The organism is Parasedimentitalea marina (assembly GCF_004006175.1).
Taxonomy (GTDB): Bacteria; Pseudomonadota; Alphaproteobacteria; order Rhodobacterales; family Rhodobacteraceae; genus Parasedimentitalea; species Parasedimentitalea marina.
In genome coordinates, this window is record NZ_CP033219.1 from 575,949 (window position 1) to 595,627 (window position 19,679).

Annotated in this window: 13 protein-coding genes; 5 read left to right on the plus strand and 8 right to left on the minus strand. The window is 53.2% G+C overall.

Annotated elements, in window-relative coordinates; translation table 11 throughout:
- Positions 1-16: 16 nt before the first annotated feature.
- Positions 17-2,215, plus strand: a complete 2,199-nt coding sequence (locus EBB79_RS02925) for a M48 family metalloprotease (protein WP_127747496.1) — start codon at positions 17-19, stop codon at positions 2,213-2,215.
- Between the two features lie 603 nt (positions 2,216-2,818).
- Here EBB79_RS02925 and EBB79_RS02930 read toward each other — a convergent pair.
- From EBB79_RS02930 to EBB79_RS02945, 4 genes are all read right to left on the minus strand, one after another.
- The gene (locus EBB79_RS02930) at positions 2,819-4,270 is read right to left on the minus strand and encodes a hypothetical protein (RefSeq protein WP_127747498.1); all 1,452 of its coding nucleotides are present in this window, start codon (positions 4,268-4,270) and stop codon (positions 2,819-2,821) included.
- Positions 4,233-5,261: a caspase family protein gene (locus tag EBB79_RS02935; protein WP_238705060.1), complete on the minus strand. Its 1,029-nt coding sequence runs from the start codon at positions 5,259-5,261 to the stop codon at positions 4,233-4,235. The genes EBB79_RS02930 and EBB79_RS02935 overlap by 38 nt, the downstream gene beginning before the upstream one ends.
- A 2-nt stretch (positions 5,262-5,263) precedes the next feature.
- Positions 5,264-6,757: an alpha/beta hydrolase gene (locus EBB79_RS02940; protein ID WP_127747502.1), complete on the minus strand. Its 1,494-nt coding sequence runs from the start codon at positions 6,755-6,757 to the stop codon at positions 5,264-5,266.
- Positions 6,758-7,021: 264 nt separating this feature from the next.
- A complete protein-coding gene (locus EBB79_RS02945; protein WP_127747504.1) occupies positions 7,022-7,252 on the minus strand; it encodes a hypothetical protein in 231 nt (76 codons plus the stop codon).
- A gap of 841 nt (positions 7,253-8,093) precedes the next feature.
- Between EBB79_RS02945 and EBB79_RS02950 the strand changes: the two genes are divergently transcribed.
- On the plus strand, positions 8,094-8,555 hold the full coding sequence (locus EBB79_RS02950) for a glycosyltransferase (protein ID WP_127747506.1): 462 nt from the start codon (positions 8,094-8,096) through the stop codon (positions 8,553-8,555).
- 404 nt (positions 8,556-8,959) lie between these two features.
- Here EBB79_RS02950 and EBB79_RS02955 read toward each other — a convergent pair whose 3' ends face one another.
- From EBB79_RS02955 to EBB79_RS02970, 4 genes are all read right to left on the minus strand, one after another.
- Positions 8,960-9,520: a DUF1214 domain-containing protein gene (locus tag EBB79_RS02955; protein ID WP_127747508.1), complete on the minus strand. Its 561-nt coding sequence runs from the start codon at positions 9,518-9,520 to the stop codon at positions 8,960-8,962.
- Between the two features lie 794 nt (positions 9,521-10,314).
- Positions 10,315-11,730, minus strand: coding sequence for a DUF6538 domain-containing protein (locus EBB79_RS02960; RefSeq protein ID WP_127747509.1), 1,416 nt, complete (start codon positions 11,728-11,730; stop codon positions 10,315-10,317).
- A gap of 929 nt (positions 11,731-12,659) precedes the next feature.
- On the minus strand, positions 12,660-13,934 hold the full coding sequence (rhaI, locus tag EBB79_RS02965; RefSeq protein WP_127747510.1) for an L-rhamnose catabolism isomerase: 1,275 nt from the start codon (positions 13,932-13,934) through the stop codon (positions 12,660-12,662).
- An 11-nt stretch (positions 13,935-13,945) separates the two neighbouring features.
- Positions 13,946-16,048, minus strand: coding sequence for a bifunctional rhamnulose-1-phosphate aldolase/short-chain dehydrogenase (locus tag EBB79_RS02970; protein ID WP_127747511.1), 2,103 nt, complete (start codon positions 16,046-16,048; stop codon positions 13,946-13,948).
- Positions 16,049-16,238: 190 nt separating this feature from the next.
- Here EBB79_RS02970 and EBB79_RS02975 point away from each other — a divergent pair, with 190 nt between their 5' ends.
- The 3 genes from EBB79_RS02975 to EBB79_RS02985 all read left to right on the plus strand — a co-directional run bounded on the left by EBB79_RS02975 (position 16,239) and on the right by EBB79_RS02985 (position 19,677).
- Positions 16,239-17,042, plus strand: coding sequence for a DeoR/GlpR family DNA-binding transcription regulator (locus EBB79_RS02975; RefSeq protein ID WP_127747512.1), 804 nt, complete (start codon positions 16,239-16,241; stop codon positions 17,040-17,042).
- Between the two features lie 37 nt (positions 17,043-17,079).
- Entirely contained in the window at positions 17,080-18,075 is a 996-nt protein-coding gene (rhaS, locus tag EBB79_RS02980; RefSeq protein ID WP_127747513.1) for a rhamnose ABC transporter substrate-binding protein, read from the plus strand.
- A gap of 81 nt (positions 18,076-18,156) precedes the next feature.
- Positions 18,157-19,677: a sugar ABC transporter ATP-binding protein gene (locus EBB79_RS02985; protein WP_127747514.1), complete on the plus strand. Its 1,521-nt coding sequence runs from the start codon at positions 18,157-18,159 to the stop codon at positions 19,675-19,677.
- The last annotated feature ends 2 nt before the right edge of the window (positions 19,678-19,679 follow it).

Consider the following 19,679-nt stretch of genomic DNA (forward strand, 5'->3'; position numbering starts at 1 on the left):
GCTGGTCTCGTTAGCAATGCTGGTTGCATCGGTATTTTTGTTTCTAACTCCCTATGAATCCATTTTGAGCTGGTGGTCTCAGGGAGAAAATTTTGACAGGAAACTCGAAACTGCGTTGGAGATGTTTTCTCCTGTTATTGCATGGGTATTGTTCACCTTGCATCGCAGGTTCTCCGACCGACGCCAACGCAGAGTTCTCCATGGTTGCCATCCAATCCCCTGGACACAGATTGGCGAATGGCCTCTTCTAGATGAAAACTTCCATGACACCCGTGCTCGACTATTGGTTCTCGGCACTATTGCTCGAATTCGAGATCCGGGTGGGCCTGTGCTGGCTTCGCCCTTTGCTTGGGTGCCGACACGCTGGAATGAGCCACCCGCCATTATTTTTCCCGCTCTTGCTTGGAGCCGCCTTAGTTCGAACGTTGGCGCACTGGCAGCAGTAACTGCTCATGAACTTGGGCATATAGTGAATCGTGACACGCGTTGGATAGTGAATTTGGAACTTGCGCTAAAGTGCAGCTTGTTAACAGCAGCAGCTCTGGTGCTTAAAGGCTTTCTAATTTCCGGCTACGTCGACCTAAGAAATGGCGAGGGATTTTTTGCCGTTATTCAGGCCAATGTTGCGGGTAAATCCTCCGGTTTCGCTCTGCTAGTGATAGTTGTTTTGGGTGTCTGGTTGGTACGAATTAGTCAGTCGCATCGCGAGTACATGGCTGATCAGTTTGCCATCTACGCAGTTGGATTAGAGCACCTCAACGCAGCGGAGATCCTTCTTGGGGGGGCTGACGAAATACATGCACGGCGCCATTGGCGATCCTGGACCGTCGATAGAACGTTGATGTCTTTTCCGATGCTGATTGCATTTGGCGCAGTGTGCTCGGTGCTAGCGGCGTACCTAATCAGCCCATTCGCATATCTTTGCCAGGTAACATTGAGTGAATCCCTACAATGCAGTTCAAACGCGCTCGCATCCTCGATCCAATCGACTGTCGCATATGTGGCACTGCTACTGTTATTGATGTCAGCTACCACATCTTCGAAATCCGCCGAAGGTCAAGCACCGAGTTTATTGTCCATGTTCATCATCGGTTGGGTGGCTGGGTTTCTGGTGAGCCAGTCCATTCCGCTCAGCCTTTCTGCGCTCCCAATCTTCGACGACTTCACAAACGTCCATCGCCATGAACCTGCCGCACTGTTTCTTGGGACGACGATGGATCGGTTAGCGGTGATAACAACCGCTACACTGGTGGCCTTTCCAATTGTGTGCATCTGGCGCGCCAAGGGGCGAATGACGCTATTGGCCCCAATTGGATTTGTGATTGTTACCCTCGGTTACTGGGAACCAATTGTTCCCAATAGCCCCACACTTGGCATGCTGGCTCCGCTAGTTGTCACAGTTGTCTTTCTTGCGGCTTTGTTTTTCTTTGGACATCCGAGCTTGAAATTCAGTTCGCAGAAAGCGGTGCTAACACTTATTGCAGTATTAACAATCGGGTCTTGGATTGGTCTGGGCGGACCGTCATCACCGGCAATTGGGTTTCAACATTCTGCATGGCGGTACTTGGATCAAGGTGACCTCGTGCGTGGGTTATCAAGAATGGAGACTGCAGCGCACTTAGCTCCCTTTAGCCCTAGCGGATGGCAAACACTGGCAGAAACACGTTACAGCCAAGGCGGAAACCCAGCTGAGATCATTGCGGCATCAACTCGCGCATATCAGGCGCCGTATTTGAGTGATTGGGGGGAGATTGCACGAATTGAGGCCTTCGCAGGTGCCGTCAGACTTGAGTTCAGTAAGTCTGACGAAGATCTATTTGATGCCAGGCAACTCCTCTTTTCAGCTCTTGAGAAGTGGCGCTTGAACGCCAGAATCTCAGACGACATCGGCGTCCTTGCACTCTACAATCTAGCAGCACTCGAAATGCGACTTGGACAGTCGCGATTGCTCGCCCTTTCACAGCTCTTTGAAGCCTCGTCGATGCAACCTGACATCGCCTCAATTGCGATTGAGGATCCCGATTTTTCCGAGCTGAATATCGCTGGGGCTCCCAATCCGGATTTAAATTTCACTCGACAGTTCATGACTGACCAGGCGGATCTCAACGCCATCTTGCAGAAGGCAACCAATTCGAGTTTCTTTGAGGAGCAGGCAATCTTGGTGGTAACACTTGCACTACGCTGCCGTGCTGCTGAAACACTCGACAGTTCATGACTGACCAGGCGGATCTCAACGCCATCTTGCAGAAGGCAACCAATTCGAGTTTCTTTGAGGAGCAGGCAATCTTGGTGGTAACACTTGCACTACGCTGCCGTGCTGCTGAAACAAACCTAAACCTGCGTTGCGAAACTCAATGAATTTTACTTCTAGGTCGGTAAGCTCCTGGTATGATAAAGCGGACAAAAGACGGGGACTTTCAGGTCCTGTAGCCCAACACCTACATTCGGTCGACCATCAGTGGATGACAGTATAGAGTATGGGAAATGAGGTGCTGCCATGCGTTTCCGGTCTCCTTTTAAGATCATCGGAACTAGTCAGATAAAGCTCAACCACTTACCTTCAAAGCCAAAACTTCGAGCGAACTAATGTGCCTGTGCGAAGAATTCAACTTGCTGCGGCGGACCGACGACCCATAATTGCCCGGTCTGGCGGATGCTATAACGAATGCAGGAATCGGTTGTTTTTGGAAAACGAATTAGGTGAGAAAGCGCGTCTCGTGGACGATGCCCATAGCGGCTATGCGAAAGCAGCGTTCAGACAGTCCGCGGACGGTGGCTTTGGACCGCCCTCCCGGTTAATGATTTAAGCGCACGGCCTCTAACCCTTCATTTTGTCGCATAGGCTTTGCACGGCCGAAGCCACCGAATATGCAGGTGCGCGAATGCGTCTGAGCGCACGGGACAGCCCATGTTTTCCTTCCCCAGGACTGGTCTCGGCCTCGAATCTTGCGGTTTCGCCGATCTGCATGACTTTCTGATGCGTCAGGACTAGGTTCAGAATATTTTGCTCAAGCCCGCTAAGACTCTGGCCCTCCCGCATTTCTTTGGCCCGCGCCAACAGCTCGTCTGCGCCGATGCTCAACAGATTGTTGAACAGCGCCTCGGAATCGCGCAGCGACAGGCGGACCGGTCCCTGCGTTGGTTCGTCGGGTAGACGATGCAATAGCCAAGGCGCGCTGCTCGCCACGTTATGTGCGATCTGCCCTGGCACGCTGGCCGGATGGATTAGGCTGGCACGGGCGCGGGTTGCGCGCACCATGAAGTCCCAACTGGCCAAGAACATCGGCGGCCGGCTCAGCTCAAATGACCGCCCATAGCCTGAAGTACGCAACCCAAGCTCCAGCGCTTCGAGGTCCGGATGATCAACAGTCATGCATTTAAGGTTGCACAGAACCGTATCCAGCAGTTCATAGTTTCTCTTGGGTCGCCTCATCAACAAATGCGCTACTGCAAAACCCAGCATCGGGTTCTTGAATTTCTCGTCCAAGAAACTGTTGATCACCTCGCGCGACACGACGTTGCGCCCTTGGCTGATCGCGTGTTTCGCAAGCTCGCCTAGCCTGAGATTGGGGTTGTAAGGATCAAATCCCTCGTGGGTTCGCGCCATGAAGATCGAGGATCGGCGCAGCGACACCGCCGTGACGCGTTCGTTGTTGCGCTCAAAAACGTCGGGGGTCAGGAACACCTGGGTCTGCCAACCATCACATAAGCTGACGAACATTTCATAGGTGCCCAGCACAGGATTGACGACCCTCACCCGGTAGGTCCCCGGTGGCAGGGCTCGCGTCAGCCCCGCGCAGCGCGCTGCTTCATCCCACATCCCCTCGTTCAATCCAGCAATCAGCTCGCCCGCCAAGTCCAGTACCTGAACCTCCACCGGTTCGATTTGTCGCTCCTCGTCCTCTTGGCGAAGGAACAAGAACAAGCTGCAATACGGGACGCCCTGCATATGGGACCATTCCTGCGCTCGGTTCAGTTGAGCCACATTGGCGGTCGCCGTATAGGCCAGGGGCGCAGCGGACCGAAAGGCTATGGGTTCGGCGTGCACGGCATGGCGTTCTGTCTCACCGGTGACTTCGATCAACTCATCCACCTGCGTTGCGGCCGACCGATAGCGTAGCTTATAGAACCCCGGTGCCACATCATGCCCGAGCCACCCCACCCCCTTGGCAATACGCCGCAGTCGCCCGTCAATCAGGAAGATCTCGGTCGCCGCATCAGCCGCGTTGACCTCAAGCGTCACCAAATTTGAGTTCGATGATGATTGCATCGCCTCGTACCTCGATTAGATCATTTTCTTCGGTTTCAAGAATCAGTACCTTGTAGAACTCTGGTTCGATCCGCAGCCCAAACTTCAGCTCGACAATAGTGTGGCGGATGACCTCCACCCCGCCAAAGCTCTCGAAGATCAACGTTTGCCCGAGGTATTGGTCCCGTATCTGAAACATCGTCTCGGGCCCAACGGCTTCTGCAGCTTCGCGCTGCAGAAACAGCACCTCTTTGTCGCTATCAACTTTAATCGTCGGAGCGGTAACCACAAGGTCACCTGCAACTTCACCAAAAATATTGTGGACGCGATCTTTAATGATACTGCCGGTGACGCGGCCCAGCCGGTTCGGGGTCGCGCTTTCAAGCGCGGCGATCATTGTTTTAGTGAAAACCCCGTGCGCAACCCCGTCAAACTTCCTTTCGCGCGCTGCGCTACCGAAACCGGTGGCATAGCCATAGAACATCTTGACCTTGTTCGTGTTCGCATGCGCCTGAAGTTCGGGCAGAGGGGGGGAACTGATCCGCTGAAAGGGCAGGTTCGTTCGGCAGGCGTCAAAGATCAGGAAAATCTCGTTAAAGGTCCATAGGCGGCGAAAATAGCTCGCATAGAGCTCGACAGCCACATGGGTATGAAACTCGTCTGTGGCGTCCGCCGCATAAAGCGCCGCCGAGTCCATGTCTTGCGGATCGGCGAACCCGTGCCCCGCCACAAATAGGAACAGCCGTCCGTCGATGTGCTCTCCATGGGCCGCGCGCGTGCTGAGCGGGCGAAACAGCCTCTCGATTTCTGATTGAAGTGGATGGGCGTCCTCCAACCCATCCGGTGGATCAAACTCCGACGAAAGACACATCTTCACATTGGCCGGGTCCAAGCTGCCGCCCGCCGGATTGATCAGCCATTCGCGGAACAACTGGGCGTCGTTGCACGGCCCCTGCAGGTCCGAAATTCCGGGATAACGGTCGATGCCAATGACAATCGCGTGGTCCGGCACCGTCAAAACCCGTGTTTCAGGATATGTTTCAGGCTCGTCAGCGTAGTTTCATCATTGTCGAAATCCCCGTGGCATAGCGATTGTGAATTCAGTCCCGGCCCCGCCCCCGTCGTCACCGACCAGACAACGCTGTGTTCGATGCTTACCAGGTGGTTGCGCAGCGATGCCACCTTGGGAAACTCGTCGTCCGGAAAAGCCTCTGTCTCATAAAACCGCTGCATCCCCACCAAGGGCGCGTCCGGTTCGAATTCGACTACCCCCGAAACGAAATAGAGCAAAGAATGCGGATAGAGGAACTTCACCAGAACATCCTCTTGCTCGTTCTCGTCGGTCATGGTGAAAATCCGGAAATTCCGCATCTGGCCACCGTGATTCTGGAACGCCGTTGCGGCCAGATCAAAGGTAACCGCAGGAGCCAGAAAGACGACGTCAAAATTAAACCCTTGGGGCCTGATTTCATCGGCTTTTTCCAACATGTGCGCAATATAGACCGCGCCGGTGCTGTGCCCGACCAGCGTGATACGTAAGTCGGGGTCAGCCTCCATCAGGTCGTTCAGAACGGTCAGAACAGCGGTCCCACCGTGACGTTCCGGGTTGTCGCCAAAACTGTCCGCCGTGTCCTGTTTCATGTGTTTCCACACGAGGCCACCCACGTTCGCCACGTAAAATTCGCGCAGGATCTCTTCGACCACCGTCGCATGCAGCCCGTGAGCCCGTCCGTCCAGCGCCCGGCTAATACAGCGTTTAGCCACGGCGATCACCGCTTTGGCGACCCGGATCACCGAAAGGACGCCGCGCGACGCGGGGTCTGGGCGGTCCACCATGCGCTCGATACTGCCGGGGTCCATCAGGGTTTCGGCCGAACCACGTACCGAATTGGCCGACCGGGAACTGAGCTCATTGGCGATATCGTCGGCGTCGCGCAGACCATTTGTAACCTCGCCTACCGCCCGGCGCAGCGTGAAATCGCGATTCAGCTCTTCTCGCAGCTGCAACTCTTCCAGTGGTGTCAACTGCGCAAGCCCCGAGACATCCACAATATCGGACAACAGCTCGCCGCTCGCATCTTCGCCAACCGCCAGCGCATCCAAGGCTTCTTCCAGCTTAGCCTCTACGCCGCTGAGGTTCACATTGGGAAGCGCCCCCGTCGCGCGATCTCCGTCGGTCTGGGTCAGTTTACGCGCCAGAATACCCGTGACGCGTTTGACCACTGTGCGGAAAATCAATTCCTTCGCGATCTGACCAAGATTGTTCTGGATCGTTTCAAGCAGACCCGCCTCCCAGACAAAGAAAACTGGATAGGCGTCGCCTTCATCATATTGACGAGTCAGAAACTCGGCGATGTCGCGCCCGCGCGCTTCGGATACAAGACCGCCGTGAAAATGCAGCACGATGTTCTTGCTTGCCGCGGCTTGGGCTAGGATTTCGTCGACCTTCGATTTCGGGGTGTCGGACTGAAGTTCACCGTTCGCGAGGTGGATAATGTGATTAGACAATGGGCTTCTCCTAATGCGGAAAATTATAATTTCCAATTCTACCAAAGCTTGAATGTTTGTCAAAATTTGAATAGCGGGACAAGTGCTCTCAGCGACGTTGGTGGAGTTCTATTCAGGGGGGCAACAGGGGCAAATCCCATGAGCGATATAGTCTCACGAACTGGAGCGAACTCTTGTGCACACACTGATTTAGCTCGATCAATGGGTCGTAGGCGGTAAATGTTGTGCTTTGCTAATTGCTACCGGACCATGTCGACCTATGCCCTAAAGGGCCAGATAGTAAGCATCCGCTGCCATCTTGAGCCCGCGCACCCCTCGGTCCAAATCGACGGGCCCATAAAAAGAACGAACCCCGCCAAGATTTCCGTCGGCCATGCCAACAGCGCTGGCGATGAACTCTCCCAAGCGACTTTTCACCTCTACGTACCCATCGCGATATTCAAGAACGATGACGCCCGGAGGCAAGTTCCTTTGTAACGTTTCTACGTTTTCCATGATCGTTTCCAATGTTTGATTCGATACAATGAATGTAGCGGCACACATCCCAGTTGCGCGGCGAACCTTCGGCAAACTGAAAGGCCACTTAGGGCTCGTCAGAGAGTCATAGCCTAAGCATATTGTAGATTTTGCGTGGGTACTAAGATTGCCCCCTTGCTTTGGGCGCCACCTTATGAATCGTCGGCCTTATCTATTTCAGATCTATGTTGGGCCAGGCCTTTCTCGATCAAGGACCTGATCGCCGCAGACCGAGTGCGTATCTGTACAGAAGGATGAAACGAGTAATCATCAACTTCTTTGAGCTCATCATCGTCCATCAAGATGTGGATCCGGTGGGCGTCCTTACTGGTTCTTTTAGGCGGCATAAATCATCTCCATTTCACAAAATGTAACATAACGCACACGATGTGTCAAAAACCACTTTACTGCACATAGGGCACATGATACACATTGCACACAAATTGACGAGGTATTCCCATGAACTTGATTTTCAAAAAGAGCTGGCACGGTTTGCATGAAGTTGCAGTCGTAATTCACGTGACCTTGGTTTTCGGTGAAATGGCTCACCAGATGCACATCTTCTAAGAACGGAACGTGATGTTGATCTATCAGTTGAAGATACCGCAGCACCCTTCCAGCCGAACGAATTAGGAACATACAGTAGCGACCTGTACGGGATTTGTACGGATCATACGCGGTTTTGGACCGTTTGTTCTTGTTCTGGGCCAACGCGATTGAAGAGATTTCAAATCGAGTCCGCATAAATCACTGATAAATAAAAAGAATTGGTGACCCCGGTTGGACTTGAACCAACAACCTGCCCCTTGGGGGGGCAGGCTTGAGCCGCGAAGGGCTCGACACCTCAACTGAAGAAGGGCAGAGCCTTTATGAATGGTCAAAAGAGAATATCTTTGAAATTGAATCTTGCCCCTTTGACTGGTTGTTTCCCCAATGTGCTGCCGTTGTGCATCATGGCGGTGCTGGCACGCTTGCCGCAGGTATACTTGCCGGTCGTCCAACAATTGTTTGCGCAACACAAGGTGATCAACCTTTTCACGGGTCACTTGCAGAAACGCGAGGGATTGGCAGGTATCTTGGGATGGTCGGTTCTAAAGCTTTAACAGCTGAACGTGTTGCTGCAGGAATTAAGACCGTGACAACTGATCAGACAATCCTAGCTGCAGCGCAGTCTCTCAGCGCTCAAGTTCACAAGGAAGATGGAGTCGGGAACGCCATCAAGTTCATGGACGACATGGCTGCCTCGTATTCATATCCATGGCCAACGTTAAATGTGGCCTAGCAAATTCTCCATGTATGATTTTTAGCTGGGATCTAAAAACAGTCCGCTACCATATTTAGTTTCAGTTCGCGCAACCTTTCATGGCATTCCCATCTCGGATTCCATCAAGGATTAAGGTGAACCATAAGTTCCCGCTTCGCAAAACAGCCCGAGCTGCTTCAACGGCTATGACGGGGTACACGTGTGCCTTCTTCTGCATCAGTGCCAACTAATAGCTGGAAGTTAGCGGTGAGCCTTCCGTAGGAGAGACTAGGCTCGTCGGAATTAGGCCTGTCTGACGCGAGACATTGGGCCGCTGACTTGGGGGGGCTCCAGACATTTAGCGCAGCAAGGAGGTATGACGATGCCCCTGCTGCACTTACAAATATTTCTTATTACTCTTCTCAGTTTGTGGGAGGAGAGCCTTAATCGACCAGTTCGAGGTCGCTCGGACGCCATGTATTGTCAAACCAGGGCTCAAGCGGGCCGTAGAGCCTGAGGATAGTTGAAAAGCCTTTGCCGGGCATAGTTTGGATCCAATTGCCTTCCTTACCTTCTGGCGCTTCAGGGCCAAACCAGATTGTGAAAGAACCATCTTCGTTGGCAACTACATCTTTTAAAGTGCTGTCGAGCCCTGCAAGCCGCTGGTCTGTTTCCAGCATTGAGCGGTGTTGGTTGTCGTAAACCACGAAAGACCAGAAATCGTTGGCAGGAACAGGCCCCGGAAGCGTTACACTGTACGTCTTGCCTCCATCTAGGTACATTCCATCACTGTCATGCGGCGTAAAAGCGTAGACTGAACCTGTGCCTACAGAAGGCGCGGACATGGCAGGTGTAATACCCGTCGCCATGTAGTGGAACATCGTCCGATAATTGAGGTTCAAGCTTCCTGCATCTATAAACTCGTGGCTACCGCCCACAAACGAAGTGTACCAGCCCCGATCCTCCCAGAAGAATAAGTCGCGGTCCCTCGGCTGATAGGCCATCGCTCTGGCAGTAGCGTTGCTGTCCGCAAAATCACAAAGCTGGACGAGTTGATGCCATCGATAGAACGTCCGAGATCAGTCGCTGGCCCGTCGATATGGCCACCAAGGGTGACGCTGACTACTTCCTTTTCATTGAACGGGGCCTTCGGACGTTGGAGCCGGCCTTCTACTTACTTAGCAGCGCCCAAGCAAAGGCTGCACACAAGGACTACAGCGGAAGTGGGAATTGCCTGCCAAACAGGGTTCGCGCCACCGTCGACGTCAATGACTTCAGCATACTGACAGGTGAACCGCCGGAACCCATTTTTGCACCAGAGCCCCGACCTGTCATCTCGCAACCCAAGCCCAAATACGAGACGAGTGATTTGCGGCGAACGATTGCCCAAAAGGCCGAGTTCAATGGCAGCCGGCCACGTGCCAATTGCCACATAACGCCGCCATTTAGAGACTTTCCGTGAAAGACCGGATTGTTAAAGGTTTGTGGCTGCTAGGTGTGTTTCATCCAGCGGCGATAAACCTGACAAGGAGGAAAGCGCGGGCAAACTGCGATGCAATGGGGATTGTTCATTAACAGACCTCGCTTGTTGCTGATGTTTGCTTCAGACATCAACTAGTAGAGGCAAGTGTCCTCAGTCGGTCCAATCCAATGAAATGCCATGGTATCGGCATGTTTCACGAAAGAGCCATTTCTATTGAAAAGGTTCGCGCTATGGTCTGGATATCAAGTCAAGTCAAGGCAAGGCAAGGCAAGGCAAGGCAATTGATTGTGTAACTGCCGCACTGCCTACGATTGTTCAATCCTTGACCCGAAACCCTTCGGCAATAAGAAGATTATCTACAATCTGTAAAATTTCAGTGGGGCTTCTCGGCTTCCAATAGGGAGTTTGAAATGACACCATCTCCGCAAATAGCGCCCTGATTTTCAGGCTAGTTTCATCACCATAAACTTCACGACCCCTGATTTTTTTCATGGAATGTCCCATCATATAGCCGCGGTCTTCATTACTGACACTGGCATGCCTCATCCGAGACTCAAACCTGTGCCGCAAGCCACTGATTTTGTGATCAGGTGAAGGCAGCAAGCTGTTATCCTTGAAGAATTTCATCACCGTATCGCTGAAGCCCTCCTTTCCGCGGTAGCGGTCGAAGCCTAATGGGTTTCGCTGCAGGGCTCTTAATGCTGATCCAACTAATGGAACGGTCCTTCGAGAGGATTGGTTTTTGATCTCACGCTTATGTTCTCCATCTTCCTCGATCCTAACCAAGATGTGGGGAATTTCTGCATCCAACCTGATGGCCGAGGCGGGAAGGTCGAAAATTTCAGTTTGCCGACAACCAGTTTCCGCACAAATAGTCAAAATGTCTCTTGCCTGAGAGTTCAAGTGACCAAGAAGGTCGCCATTGATGATGGTGCTTCGGATCCAGTTAGGAGTGAATTCAGGCTTTCTATTTGGGTCCTGGGTTTTCTCCCAAGCAGCTTTCTCAGAAAGCTTTAAGCCCAAAAATGGATTGACGTATTTGTTGACTTCCAGGTCGCTATAAAAAGTATCAATCATGGTGCGAATGTAGCCAAAGTGCTTGTTTGCATATTCGGTGCTTACTTCTCGCTGCTTCACACGGTCTTGCCAAACTCGGCGATAATCGTGCGCATCATCTTCACTGATGTCTTTCAAAGGTTTGTCGCCAATTGTCGTCGAAAAAGTCTCCGCGGCGCGCTTGTAGCGATTGTGCCAATTTCGTGCTTGCCTATAGTTCTTGCTAACTACTTTATCGGGGCACAGATCGGGCATTTTGCCAGCCACCTGGAGGAGTGTCATTTCTGGTAGCTCAAAACCTCCCAAGTCTGCGGCAAATCTGGCCGAAACCCCATTTGGGTCCAGTTGAACTAATTTTTCGATCCGTTTGATCAGGTCATTGAGTGGCCCTTGAGCCAGCTCACTAGCCGTTTGTGGCGCGACATCGTTGGCAACAGCTAGACCAATTGTCGACTTGTATGCTGCATCGCTGCGGGGTGAGTGCCCTTGGAATGCTCTCGCTTGGAGCTCGTTTAGCCAGTCCAATCGAACTTTCTGCGCCAAGTTCTGAGCTAATGAACGGCTGTCTGTATTGAGCGATTGAGTGATATATTCCCTCTCGTGAACACTACTATATTTCTTCGGGCATCTCATCCGGAACCAATATACATTCCCCCGCAACCATAGATAACTCATCAACTCGTCCCATCGACTGTTTCACAATTTGTATCACACAGGGCCTTCTGCGTTCCATTCAGGACGCTTAGACGCCAGTGGTTTTGTGAATAGCATCAATAGCTTGGGAGGTTGTTAAACTGGAGTTAACGTATCATTGGATCCCGCCCCTGGGCACCATTTGCTTGCTGAAAACCATGTATTTTCATATGGTTGTAAGTTTTCTATGAGTTTGCATCCACCCCTGTACCCGCCCTGCTGCGTTTGATGCCAAAGGGGTTGCGCGCAATAAGTGAGCTCTACACTTCTAAGAAATTGGAGCGAGCAGATCATTGGTTTGTGAGTTCAGCGCATTTGAAATCTTGTAAGTCTTGTCGGAAGATATGTTTTGCTCACAAAGCGCCGTCACGTTCGAGTAGGCGCGCCTCACTCCAAAGACGTTTCCAGGGCTTCCTGGCAGTATACTGTTTTGGCTCAAAAGATTTGCGCACCGGGTTCAAAGATGCTTCGGTTGAAAATACTCGTTTCCCAGTGATTTGGACAGTTTCCAATTTGTCCTGCACTTGCACGAACCTGTCACGCAGGTATTCCCGAAACCGTCATTTAGGAAGCGACGCAATCGTATCATCGTCTCGCGCTGTCGACGTTCCGCGGTGAGCCATTGCGGTCAATACTGCCACAAGCACATTTCGGCGTGAAAGCTGGCAAGCCAAGTTTCGCTGCAATTGCGTACCTAAGAACAGAGTTCTAAGAAGCGGACTTTCGATACAGGTGCGAGCTAAAAGGAGTGTCCTTGGAATCCGTGTCTGACATGGAAGTCTCCGTTGATTGGCTAGGGGAAGGGGTAACCCCGTTTGCCGCGGGACCAGACGGAGGAAGAGATGACATCGACGGGCGCTTTTTTGAATGCACTAGAACCTTCGTTCCACGTCTGAGATGTGAGAGCCCTTTTAGACAATACCGCCACCCGCTCCGGTGATTGCTGGCCGTTTCTGGGCGACCTTTGCCCGATACTGGGACGCGCGATAGGCCGTCACGGGGCATATTGCACCACGAGCCTCACAACGCGCCATGGCGAGAATGGGTTCAACATCGGTGCGGAACCCGTGTTTGAGTGTTGTTGTTGCCATCAGGGGATCGTTGTCGTCCTGAAAACCAGCCAGCGCCGCACGGTCCACAAGCAATGCCTGCGCATAGGCGCGCTGCACCTCCATCGCGGATACCATCAGGCTCTCAATAGGGTCGGTGACATTGTGACTTTGGTCCAGCATGTGCATGGGGTTGAAATCGGGGTTCACTTCGGCCTCGACCAGCTCGTTGAACACCAGGAACAAACGGTAAGGATCGATGCTGCCGGTATCCAAATCATCGTCTCCGTATTTGCTGTCGTTAAAATGGAACCCGCCGAGTTTACCGAACTGTGTAAGTCGCGCGACTATCATTTCAACATTTGCATTTGGCGCGTGGTGGCCCAGATCGACCAGACATTTTGCTCTGTCGCCCGTTTGCTGCGCGATCAGCAGGTTGGTGCCCCAATCCTGCACCACGGTGGAATAGAAGGCTGGCTCGTACATTTTGTGCTCGGTTAGCAGCGTCCAGTCGTCGGGCAGGGCGTTATAGACCTGCTTAGTGGCGTCGAGATAGCGTTCAAACTGGCGGGTGAAGTTGGTCTGACCTGGAAAGTTTGACCCGTCGCCCACCCAGATGGTCAGTGCCTTGGAACCGAGCTGCCCGCCCAGCTCGATGCATTCGATGTTGTGGTCCACGGCCTGCTGGCGGGTCGCCGCGTCGGTATGCGAAAGTGAGCCGTATTTGTAGCTGTGGGGCTGATCGGGCTGATCCTGAAAGGTGTTTGAGTTCATCGCATCAAAGGTAAGTCCAACTTCCTCGGCCTTAGCGAGGAGATCACTGGCTGGGGCTTTATCCCAGGGAATGTGCAGCGAAACTGAGGGCGTAGCGCGGGTCAATTGTTGGATCACGCCGCAATCGTCAAGTTTGTCAAAGATATCGCGGGGTTCGCCACTGCCGGGGAAGCGCGCAAAACGGGTGCCGCCGGTGCCGACGCCCCAACTGGGCACGGCAACGCCGTAGTTGCTAACTTTGGCTTTGATCTGGGCAATGTCGATGCCGCGCCGGTCCAAATGTTCACCCAAGGCGTCATAGTCGGCCTTGAGGGTGGCGTGGAAACGGTCGTTGTCTTGGGCAATGATAGTATCGTTAATCATGATCCGTTTCCTTAGCGGGTAAAAGACTGTACGTTGCCGGCGTCCACGTTGATTATATTGCCGGTGGATTTTGCCGACAGGTCCGAGGCCAGAAAATAGGCCGCTTCGGCGATGTCTTCGGGCAGGACCGAGCGTTTCAACAAGGATCGCTGGCGGTAGTGCTCTTCCAGTCCTTCTTTGTCTTTACCATAAGTCGAGGCGCGTTCCTTAAGCCAGTCACCGGACCAGATTTTTGAACCTTTCAGTACTGCGTCGGGGTTCACCACATTGACGCGGATGCCCTTAGGCGCGCCCTCCAGCGCCAAGCAGCGGGCCAGGTGGATTTCTGAGGCTTTGGCAGTGCAATAGGCGGAGGCATTGGGCGAGGCAGCAAGGCCGTTTTTGGACGCGACAAAAACCAGAGCACCGCCCATATCCTGCACATTCATCACTTTGAAGGCCTCGCGACTGACGAGGAAATAGCCTGTGGACAGGATATCCATGTTCTTGTTCCACAAATCCAGACTGGTGTCTTCGATTGGGGCCGAGCTGGCGATGCCGGCGTTTGACACAAGGATGTCGACACCGCCGAATTCTGCAGCGGCCTTGTCGAAAGCGGCGATGACAGCTGTTTCATCAGTGACGTTCATGTTCACCGTACGCACCACGTCGGCCGAGTAGCGACTGGTCAGGTTTTCAGCGGTATCTGCAAGTGCTGCGTCATCGATATCGGCCAGCACCACACAGGCCCCATCGCGCAGGTAACGTTCAGCGGTGGCCGAGCCAATTCCGCCTGCGCCGCCGGTGACCAGCGCGACGCGGCCTGCCAGTGATTTTGGCTTGGGCATGCGTTGTAGCTTGGCCTCTTCCAGAAGCCAATATTCGATATCAAAAGCTTCCTGCTCGGGCAGTCCCTGGTATTCGGACACCGCATCGGCACCGCGCATCACGTTGATTGCGTTGACATAGAACTCGCCCGAGATGCGGGCGGTTGCCTTGTCTTTGGCAAAGGTGATCATACCAACGCCAGGAATCAGGTAAACCACAGCATTGGGGTCGCGAATGGCCGGGCTGTCGTCTCTCTTGCAGCGTTCGAAATAGGCTTTGTATCCCTCTCGGTAATCCGCGACAGCATCAGCCAGACTCGCCAGCGTGGCGTCGATGTCGGGTTTGGCCGGGTCAAAACTCACCACCAGTGGACAAATTTTTGTGCGCAGGAAATGGTCGGGGCAGGAGGTGCCGAGGGCCGCGAGCCGTTTCATATCCTGTGCGTTGACGAATTCAAGTACTGTGTCATTGTCAGTGAAGTGGCCGACCGTATGCTGGTCGCCGGAAACCATGCCGCGAATGGCGGGCATCAACCGAGCTGCTGCGGCGCGACGGTCATCTGCTGGCAAGCTGGAATGGAGTGCGCCACCAAAAGCCTCCTTGCCTTCGGTTTTGTGTGCAAACCAATCCATTGCTGTCTGGATGATGTCCAGCGTCAGATCATAACAGTCCTGCGCATCATCAGCCCATGTGAACAAGCCGTGGCTTTCGAGCACAACGCCTTTGGCATCTGGGTTCTCGGCGCAAAAGTCCGACAGCCACAGACCCAATTCATAGCCTGGTCTTTTCCATGGTAACCAACCGATGCTATCGCCGAAGATCTTCTTGGTCAGTGCCTTGCTGTCTTTGGCGGCTGCAATCGCAATGATCGCGTCAGGGTGCATGTGATCGACGTGTTTTTTTGGCACATAGGCGTGCAGGGGCGTGTCGATGGAGGCTGCGCGTGGGTTCAGGTTGAAAGTGCAGTGAGGCAGGTAAGCGACCATCTCATCCTCAAACTCTACTCCACGATAGATGTCACGCAATGCGTTCAGTTTGTTCATGTATAGGGTCGAAAAGCCATCCATCTTGATCGAGCCAACATCGCCGCCTGATCCCTTTACCCAAAGCACTTCGACAGCTTGTCCCGTGAGCGGGTCGTCTTGCATCACCTTGGCTGATGTATTGCCGCCACCATAGTTCGTGATTCGTTTGTCCGACCCCAGAAGGTTGGATCGATAGAGCAGTTTTTCAGGTTCGTTCATACCTTTGGCTCGGGTCGCATCCCACTTGTTTTCAAGGCGTTGGCTTTGGGTGGCGTCGGGCATCATCGTCTCCATCAACAGCAATTTGTCTTCATTTGCTTGCGACTAGGCTGGCTTGCAGATTTGATTAAGTCAATCACAAACGCTCAAAATCAATCAGGTTAAGCTAATGAATGACTGAAAATGACATTTAGTGATTGACAGGTAGCGACGACTCGCTCCACCTTATGAAAACCAAAACGGAGAATTACCGATGCACGAGAAAGACAGACACAGGGTTATTTTATCGGCAGTGCAAGACCGGTCAGTGGTGACGGTTGCCGATCTGTGTGTGCTGACAAGCGCGTCCGAGGCAACGGTGCGCCGTGATATCGGGACGCTGGATGGGCAGGGCAAGTTGCGCCGTGTGCGTGGCGGGGCTGAGGCGTTAATGACAACGCCGTTTGTCGGTCTAGCCGGTCGGCCGTTTTCCTATAACGAAACAATCAACAGTGTTGAAAAGCAGGCCATAGCCAAGGCCGCTGTTGAGCTGTGCTCGGATGGGGAGCCGATCATCATCAACGGCGGTACGACGACGTTTCAGATGGTGCATCCGTTAGCGTCGCTGCAGATGCAGGTCTTTACCAACTCGTTCCCGATTGCCGAACATCTTCTGAAAAACAGCCGTAACACAGTGTTGCTATCCGGCGGTGTGATCTACCGCGAGCAGAACATCATCCTGTCGCCGTTCGACAATGATGTGACGCGCAACTTTTATGCCAAGCGCATGTTCATGGGCGCGCAGGGGATTGGTCCGCTGGGACTGATGGAGCAGGACCCACTGTTGATACAGGCAGAGCAAAAACTGATTGGCCAGGCCGAGGAACTGGTGGTGCTGGTCGATAGTTCAAAATTCGCCAACCGATCCAGCCTGATCCTATGCCCACTGAACCGGATTACCACGATCATTACGGATGACGGCATCGATGACCGCACGGCGGCGATGCTTGAAGCAGCGGATGTGAACCTGATCATCGCGCCGACCAACGGGGCGCAAAAAGAAGGGGCAGTGTCTTAAGCGTTGTCCAAAATGCAACCACTCCAGGGAGGAAACCATGAGTGTATTCAAGAAAGCAATGGCATCTGCGGCCATTGCAGCAACCATGTTCGCAGCGCCAGTTATGGCGGAAGACAACATGCGCATTGCGCTGGTGGTCAAGGCTCTGGGCATTGGCTTCTTCGAAGCCGCCGCTAAGGGGGCTGAAGAAGCTGCTACTGAACTGGGCGGTGTCGAAATTATTTATACCGGTCCAACGGATACAACGGCCGAAGGGCAGATCGAGGTGATCAATGCTCTGATTGCGCAGAATGTAGATGCAATTGCAATCTCGGCCAACGACACCGACGCATTGGTGCCAGCGCTGAAGAAGGCGATGAGCCGTGGCATTACTGTGATCAGTTGGGACAGTGGCGTAGCTTCAGATGGCCGTCAGATGCACCTGAACCCATCGTCCAATCCGTTGATCGGTAACATGATCATCAAACTTGCTGCTGATCACTTGCCGGATGGTGGTGATGTTGCAGTTCTGTCCGCCACGGCCACTGCAACAAACCAGAATATCTGGATCGACGAAATGAACAAAGTGACAGGTGAATACTCAGGGATCAACGTCGTCGCGACGGTATATGGTGATGACTTGGCAGATAAATCTTACCGCGAAGCACAAGGCCTCATGGCCAGCTATCCTAACCTGAAAGCAATCATTGCCCCTACAACAGTGGGCATCGTTGCTGCGGCACAAGCCGTGACTGACGCCGGTAAAATCGGTGAGATCAATGTGACTGGTCTGGCCCTGCCGTCAGAAATGGCGGGTCATATCGAGAGCGGTGCGTCTAAATCCTTCGCGATCTGGAACCCGATCGATCTGGGCTATGCGGCAACGATGATCGCCTACAATCTGGCCAAAGGCACTGCAACAGCAGAAGCTGGAAAGTCCATTCCGATGGGCCGCATGGGCGAAGTTGCGTTAGACGGTAACAGTGAAGGTGCTATGGCGGACCCGTTTGTCTATGACGCCAGCAATATCGACGCCTTCAAGTCGATCTTCTAAGCTCTCATGTGTGGTCCGGTAAGCTACCTTGTGCTGGGCCACACACTTTATGATCCAATTACAAAGCCGAGAAGAGCTGAAATGACCGACCACGCAACGCCCGTTGTGTCGATGGACGCGATCACCAAGACCTTTCCCGGTGTCAAAGCACTGGATGCTGTTCAGCTGGACCTTTACGCAGGCCAAGTGACTGCGTTGGTTGGAGAGAATGGCGCGGGAAAGTCCACCACAGTCAAAATTCTGACCGGGATTTATTTCCCCGATGGCGGCACTATTCGCATTGATGGAGAGCCCGTCACCTTTGCAAATGCAAATGCGGCGGCAGACGCGGGTATTACAGCAATCCATCAGGAAACAGTATTGTTTGACGAATTGTCGGTGGCCGAGAACATCTTTATTGGCCATGCGCCGCGCACCCGCTGGGGACTGATAGACAAGGCTGCAATGCAGCGTGCCGCGTCTAAGTTGTTGCACGACATCGGCGCGACGTTTGATCCACGCGCCCTGTTGCGGAATCTTGGTATTGCAAACAAGCACCTTGTCGCAGTCGCGCGTGCTTTGTCTGTCGATGCGCGTGTGGTGATCATGGATGAGCCAACTGCAGCCCTGTCTCACAAAGAGATTGAAGAGCTGTATGAGCTGGTAGAGACGCTGAAAAAGCAGGGTAAGGCGATCCTGTTCATCAGTCACAAATTTGATGAGATTTTCCGGATTGCTGACCGCTATACCGTCTTTCGCGATGGCGGATTGGTTGGCACGGGTTTGATTTCTGAGATTAACGAAGATGCACTGATTCAGTTGATGGTTGGCCGCACCGTTGATCACATCTTTCCCCAGCGCACTCCGAATGTTGCCGAAGACGTGTTGCAGGTGGTGGGCTATGCGCATCCGACCGAATTTGCAGACATCAACTTCACTCTGAAACGCGGTGAGATATTGGGGTTTTATGGATTGGTTGGAGCCGGTCGGTCAGAATTCATGCAATCGCTGTTTGGTATCACCAAACCATCCAAGGGGGTCTGTAAGATCAACGGAAGCATTCGCGTGATCCGCTCACCTGCGGATGCAGTGGCCAATGGTATCGTTTATGTGCCCGAGGATCGCGGCAAGCAGGGGACTATTATCGGTCTGCCAATTTTTCAAAACATCACTCTACCGTCACTGGGACGTACTTCGAAATCCGGTTTTTTGAGACTAGTTGAAGAGTTCAAACTGGCGCGCGAGTATTCCGAGCGTCTGGACTTGCGCGCGGCCTCGCTGGATCAGGACGTGGGCAATCTTTCGGGCGGCAACCAGCAAAAGGTGGTCATTGCCAAATGGTTGGCGACGCAGCCCCAGGTGATCATTCTGGACGAGCCGACCAAGGGCATCGACATCGGGTCCAAGGCGGCAGTCCATGAGTTCATGGCTGAATTGGCAGCGCAGGGGTTGTCAGTGATCATGGTCAGCTCAGAAATCCCTGAAGTGATCGGTATGTCGGATCGTGTCATCGTGATGCGTGACGGTCGGATTGAGGCCGAGCTGGAGGGCGATGCATTGAGCCCAGAAACTTTGGTGCGCCATGCTGCTGGCATTTCAGCCACCCTGATGGAAGAGGCTTAGGC

Excerpts from the sequence above, each read along its gene's own strand:
- EBB79_RS02925 (WP_127747496.1), top strand. The coding sequence starts at position 17 with ATGCTGGTTGCATCGGTATTTTTGTTTCTAACTCCCTATGAATCCATT.
- EBB79_RS02930 (WP_127747498.1), bottom strand. The coding sequence starts at position 4,270 with ATGCAATCATCATCGAACTCAAATTTGGTGACGCTTGAGGTCAACGCG.
- EBB79_RS02945 (WP_127747504.1), bottom strand. The coding sequence starts at position 7,252 with ATGGAAAACGTAGAAACGTTACAAAGGAACTTGCCTCCGGGCGTCATC.
- EBB79_RS02955 (WP_127747508.1), bottom strand. The coding sequence starts at position 9,520 with ATGGCCTATCAGCCGAGGGACCGCGACTTATTCTTCTGGGAGGATCGG.
- EBB79_RS02960 (WP_127747509.1), bottom strand. The coding sequence starts at position 11,730 with ATGAGTTATCTATGGTTGCGGGGGAATGTATATTGGTTCCGGATGAGA.
- rhaI (WP_127747510.1), bottom strand. The coding sequence starts at position 13,934 with ATGATTAACGATACTATCATTGCCCAAGACAACGACCGTTTCCACGCC.
- EBB79_RS02970 (WP_127747511.1), bottom strand. The coding sequence starts at position 16,048 with ATGCCCGACGCCACCCAAAGCCAACGCCTTGAAAACAAGTGGGATGCG.
- EBB79_RS02975 (WP_127747512.1), top strand. The coding sequence starts at position 16,239 with ATGCACGAGAAAGACAGACACAGGGTTATTTTATCGGCAGTGCAAGAC.
- rhaS (WP_127747513.1), top strand. The coding sequence starts at position 17,080 with ATGAGTGTATTCAAGAAAGCAATGGCATCTGCGGCCATTGCAGCAACC.
- EBB79_RS02985 (WP_127747514.1), top strand. The coding sequence starts at position 18,157 with ATGACCGACCACGCAACGCCCGTTGTGTCGATGGACGCGATCACCAAG.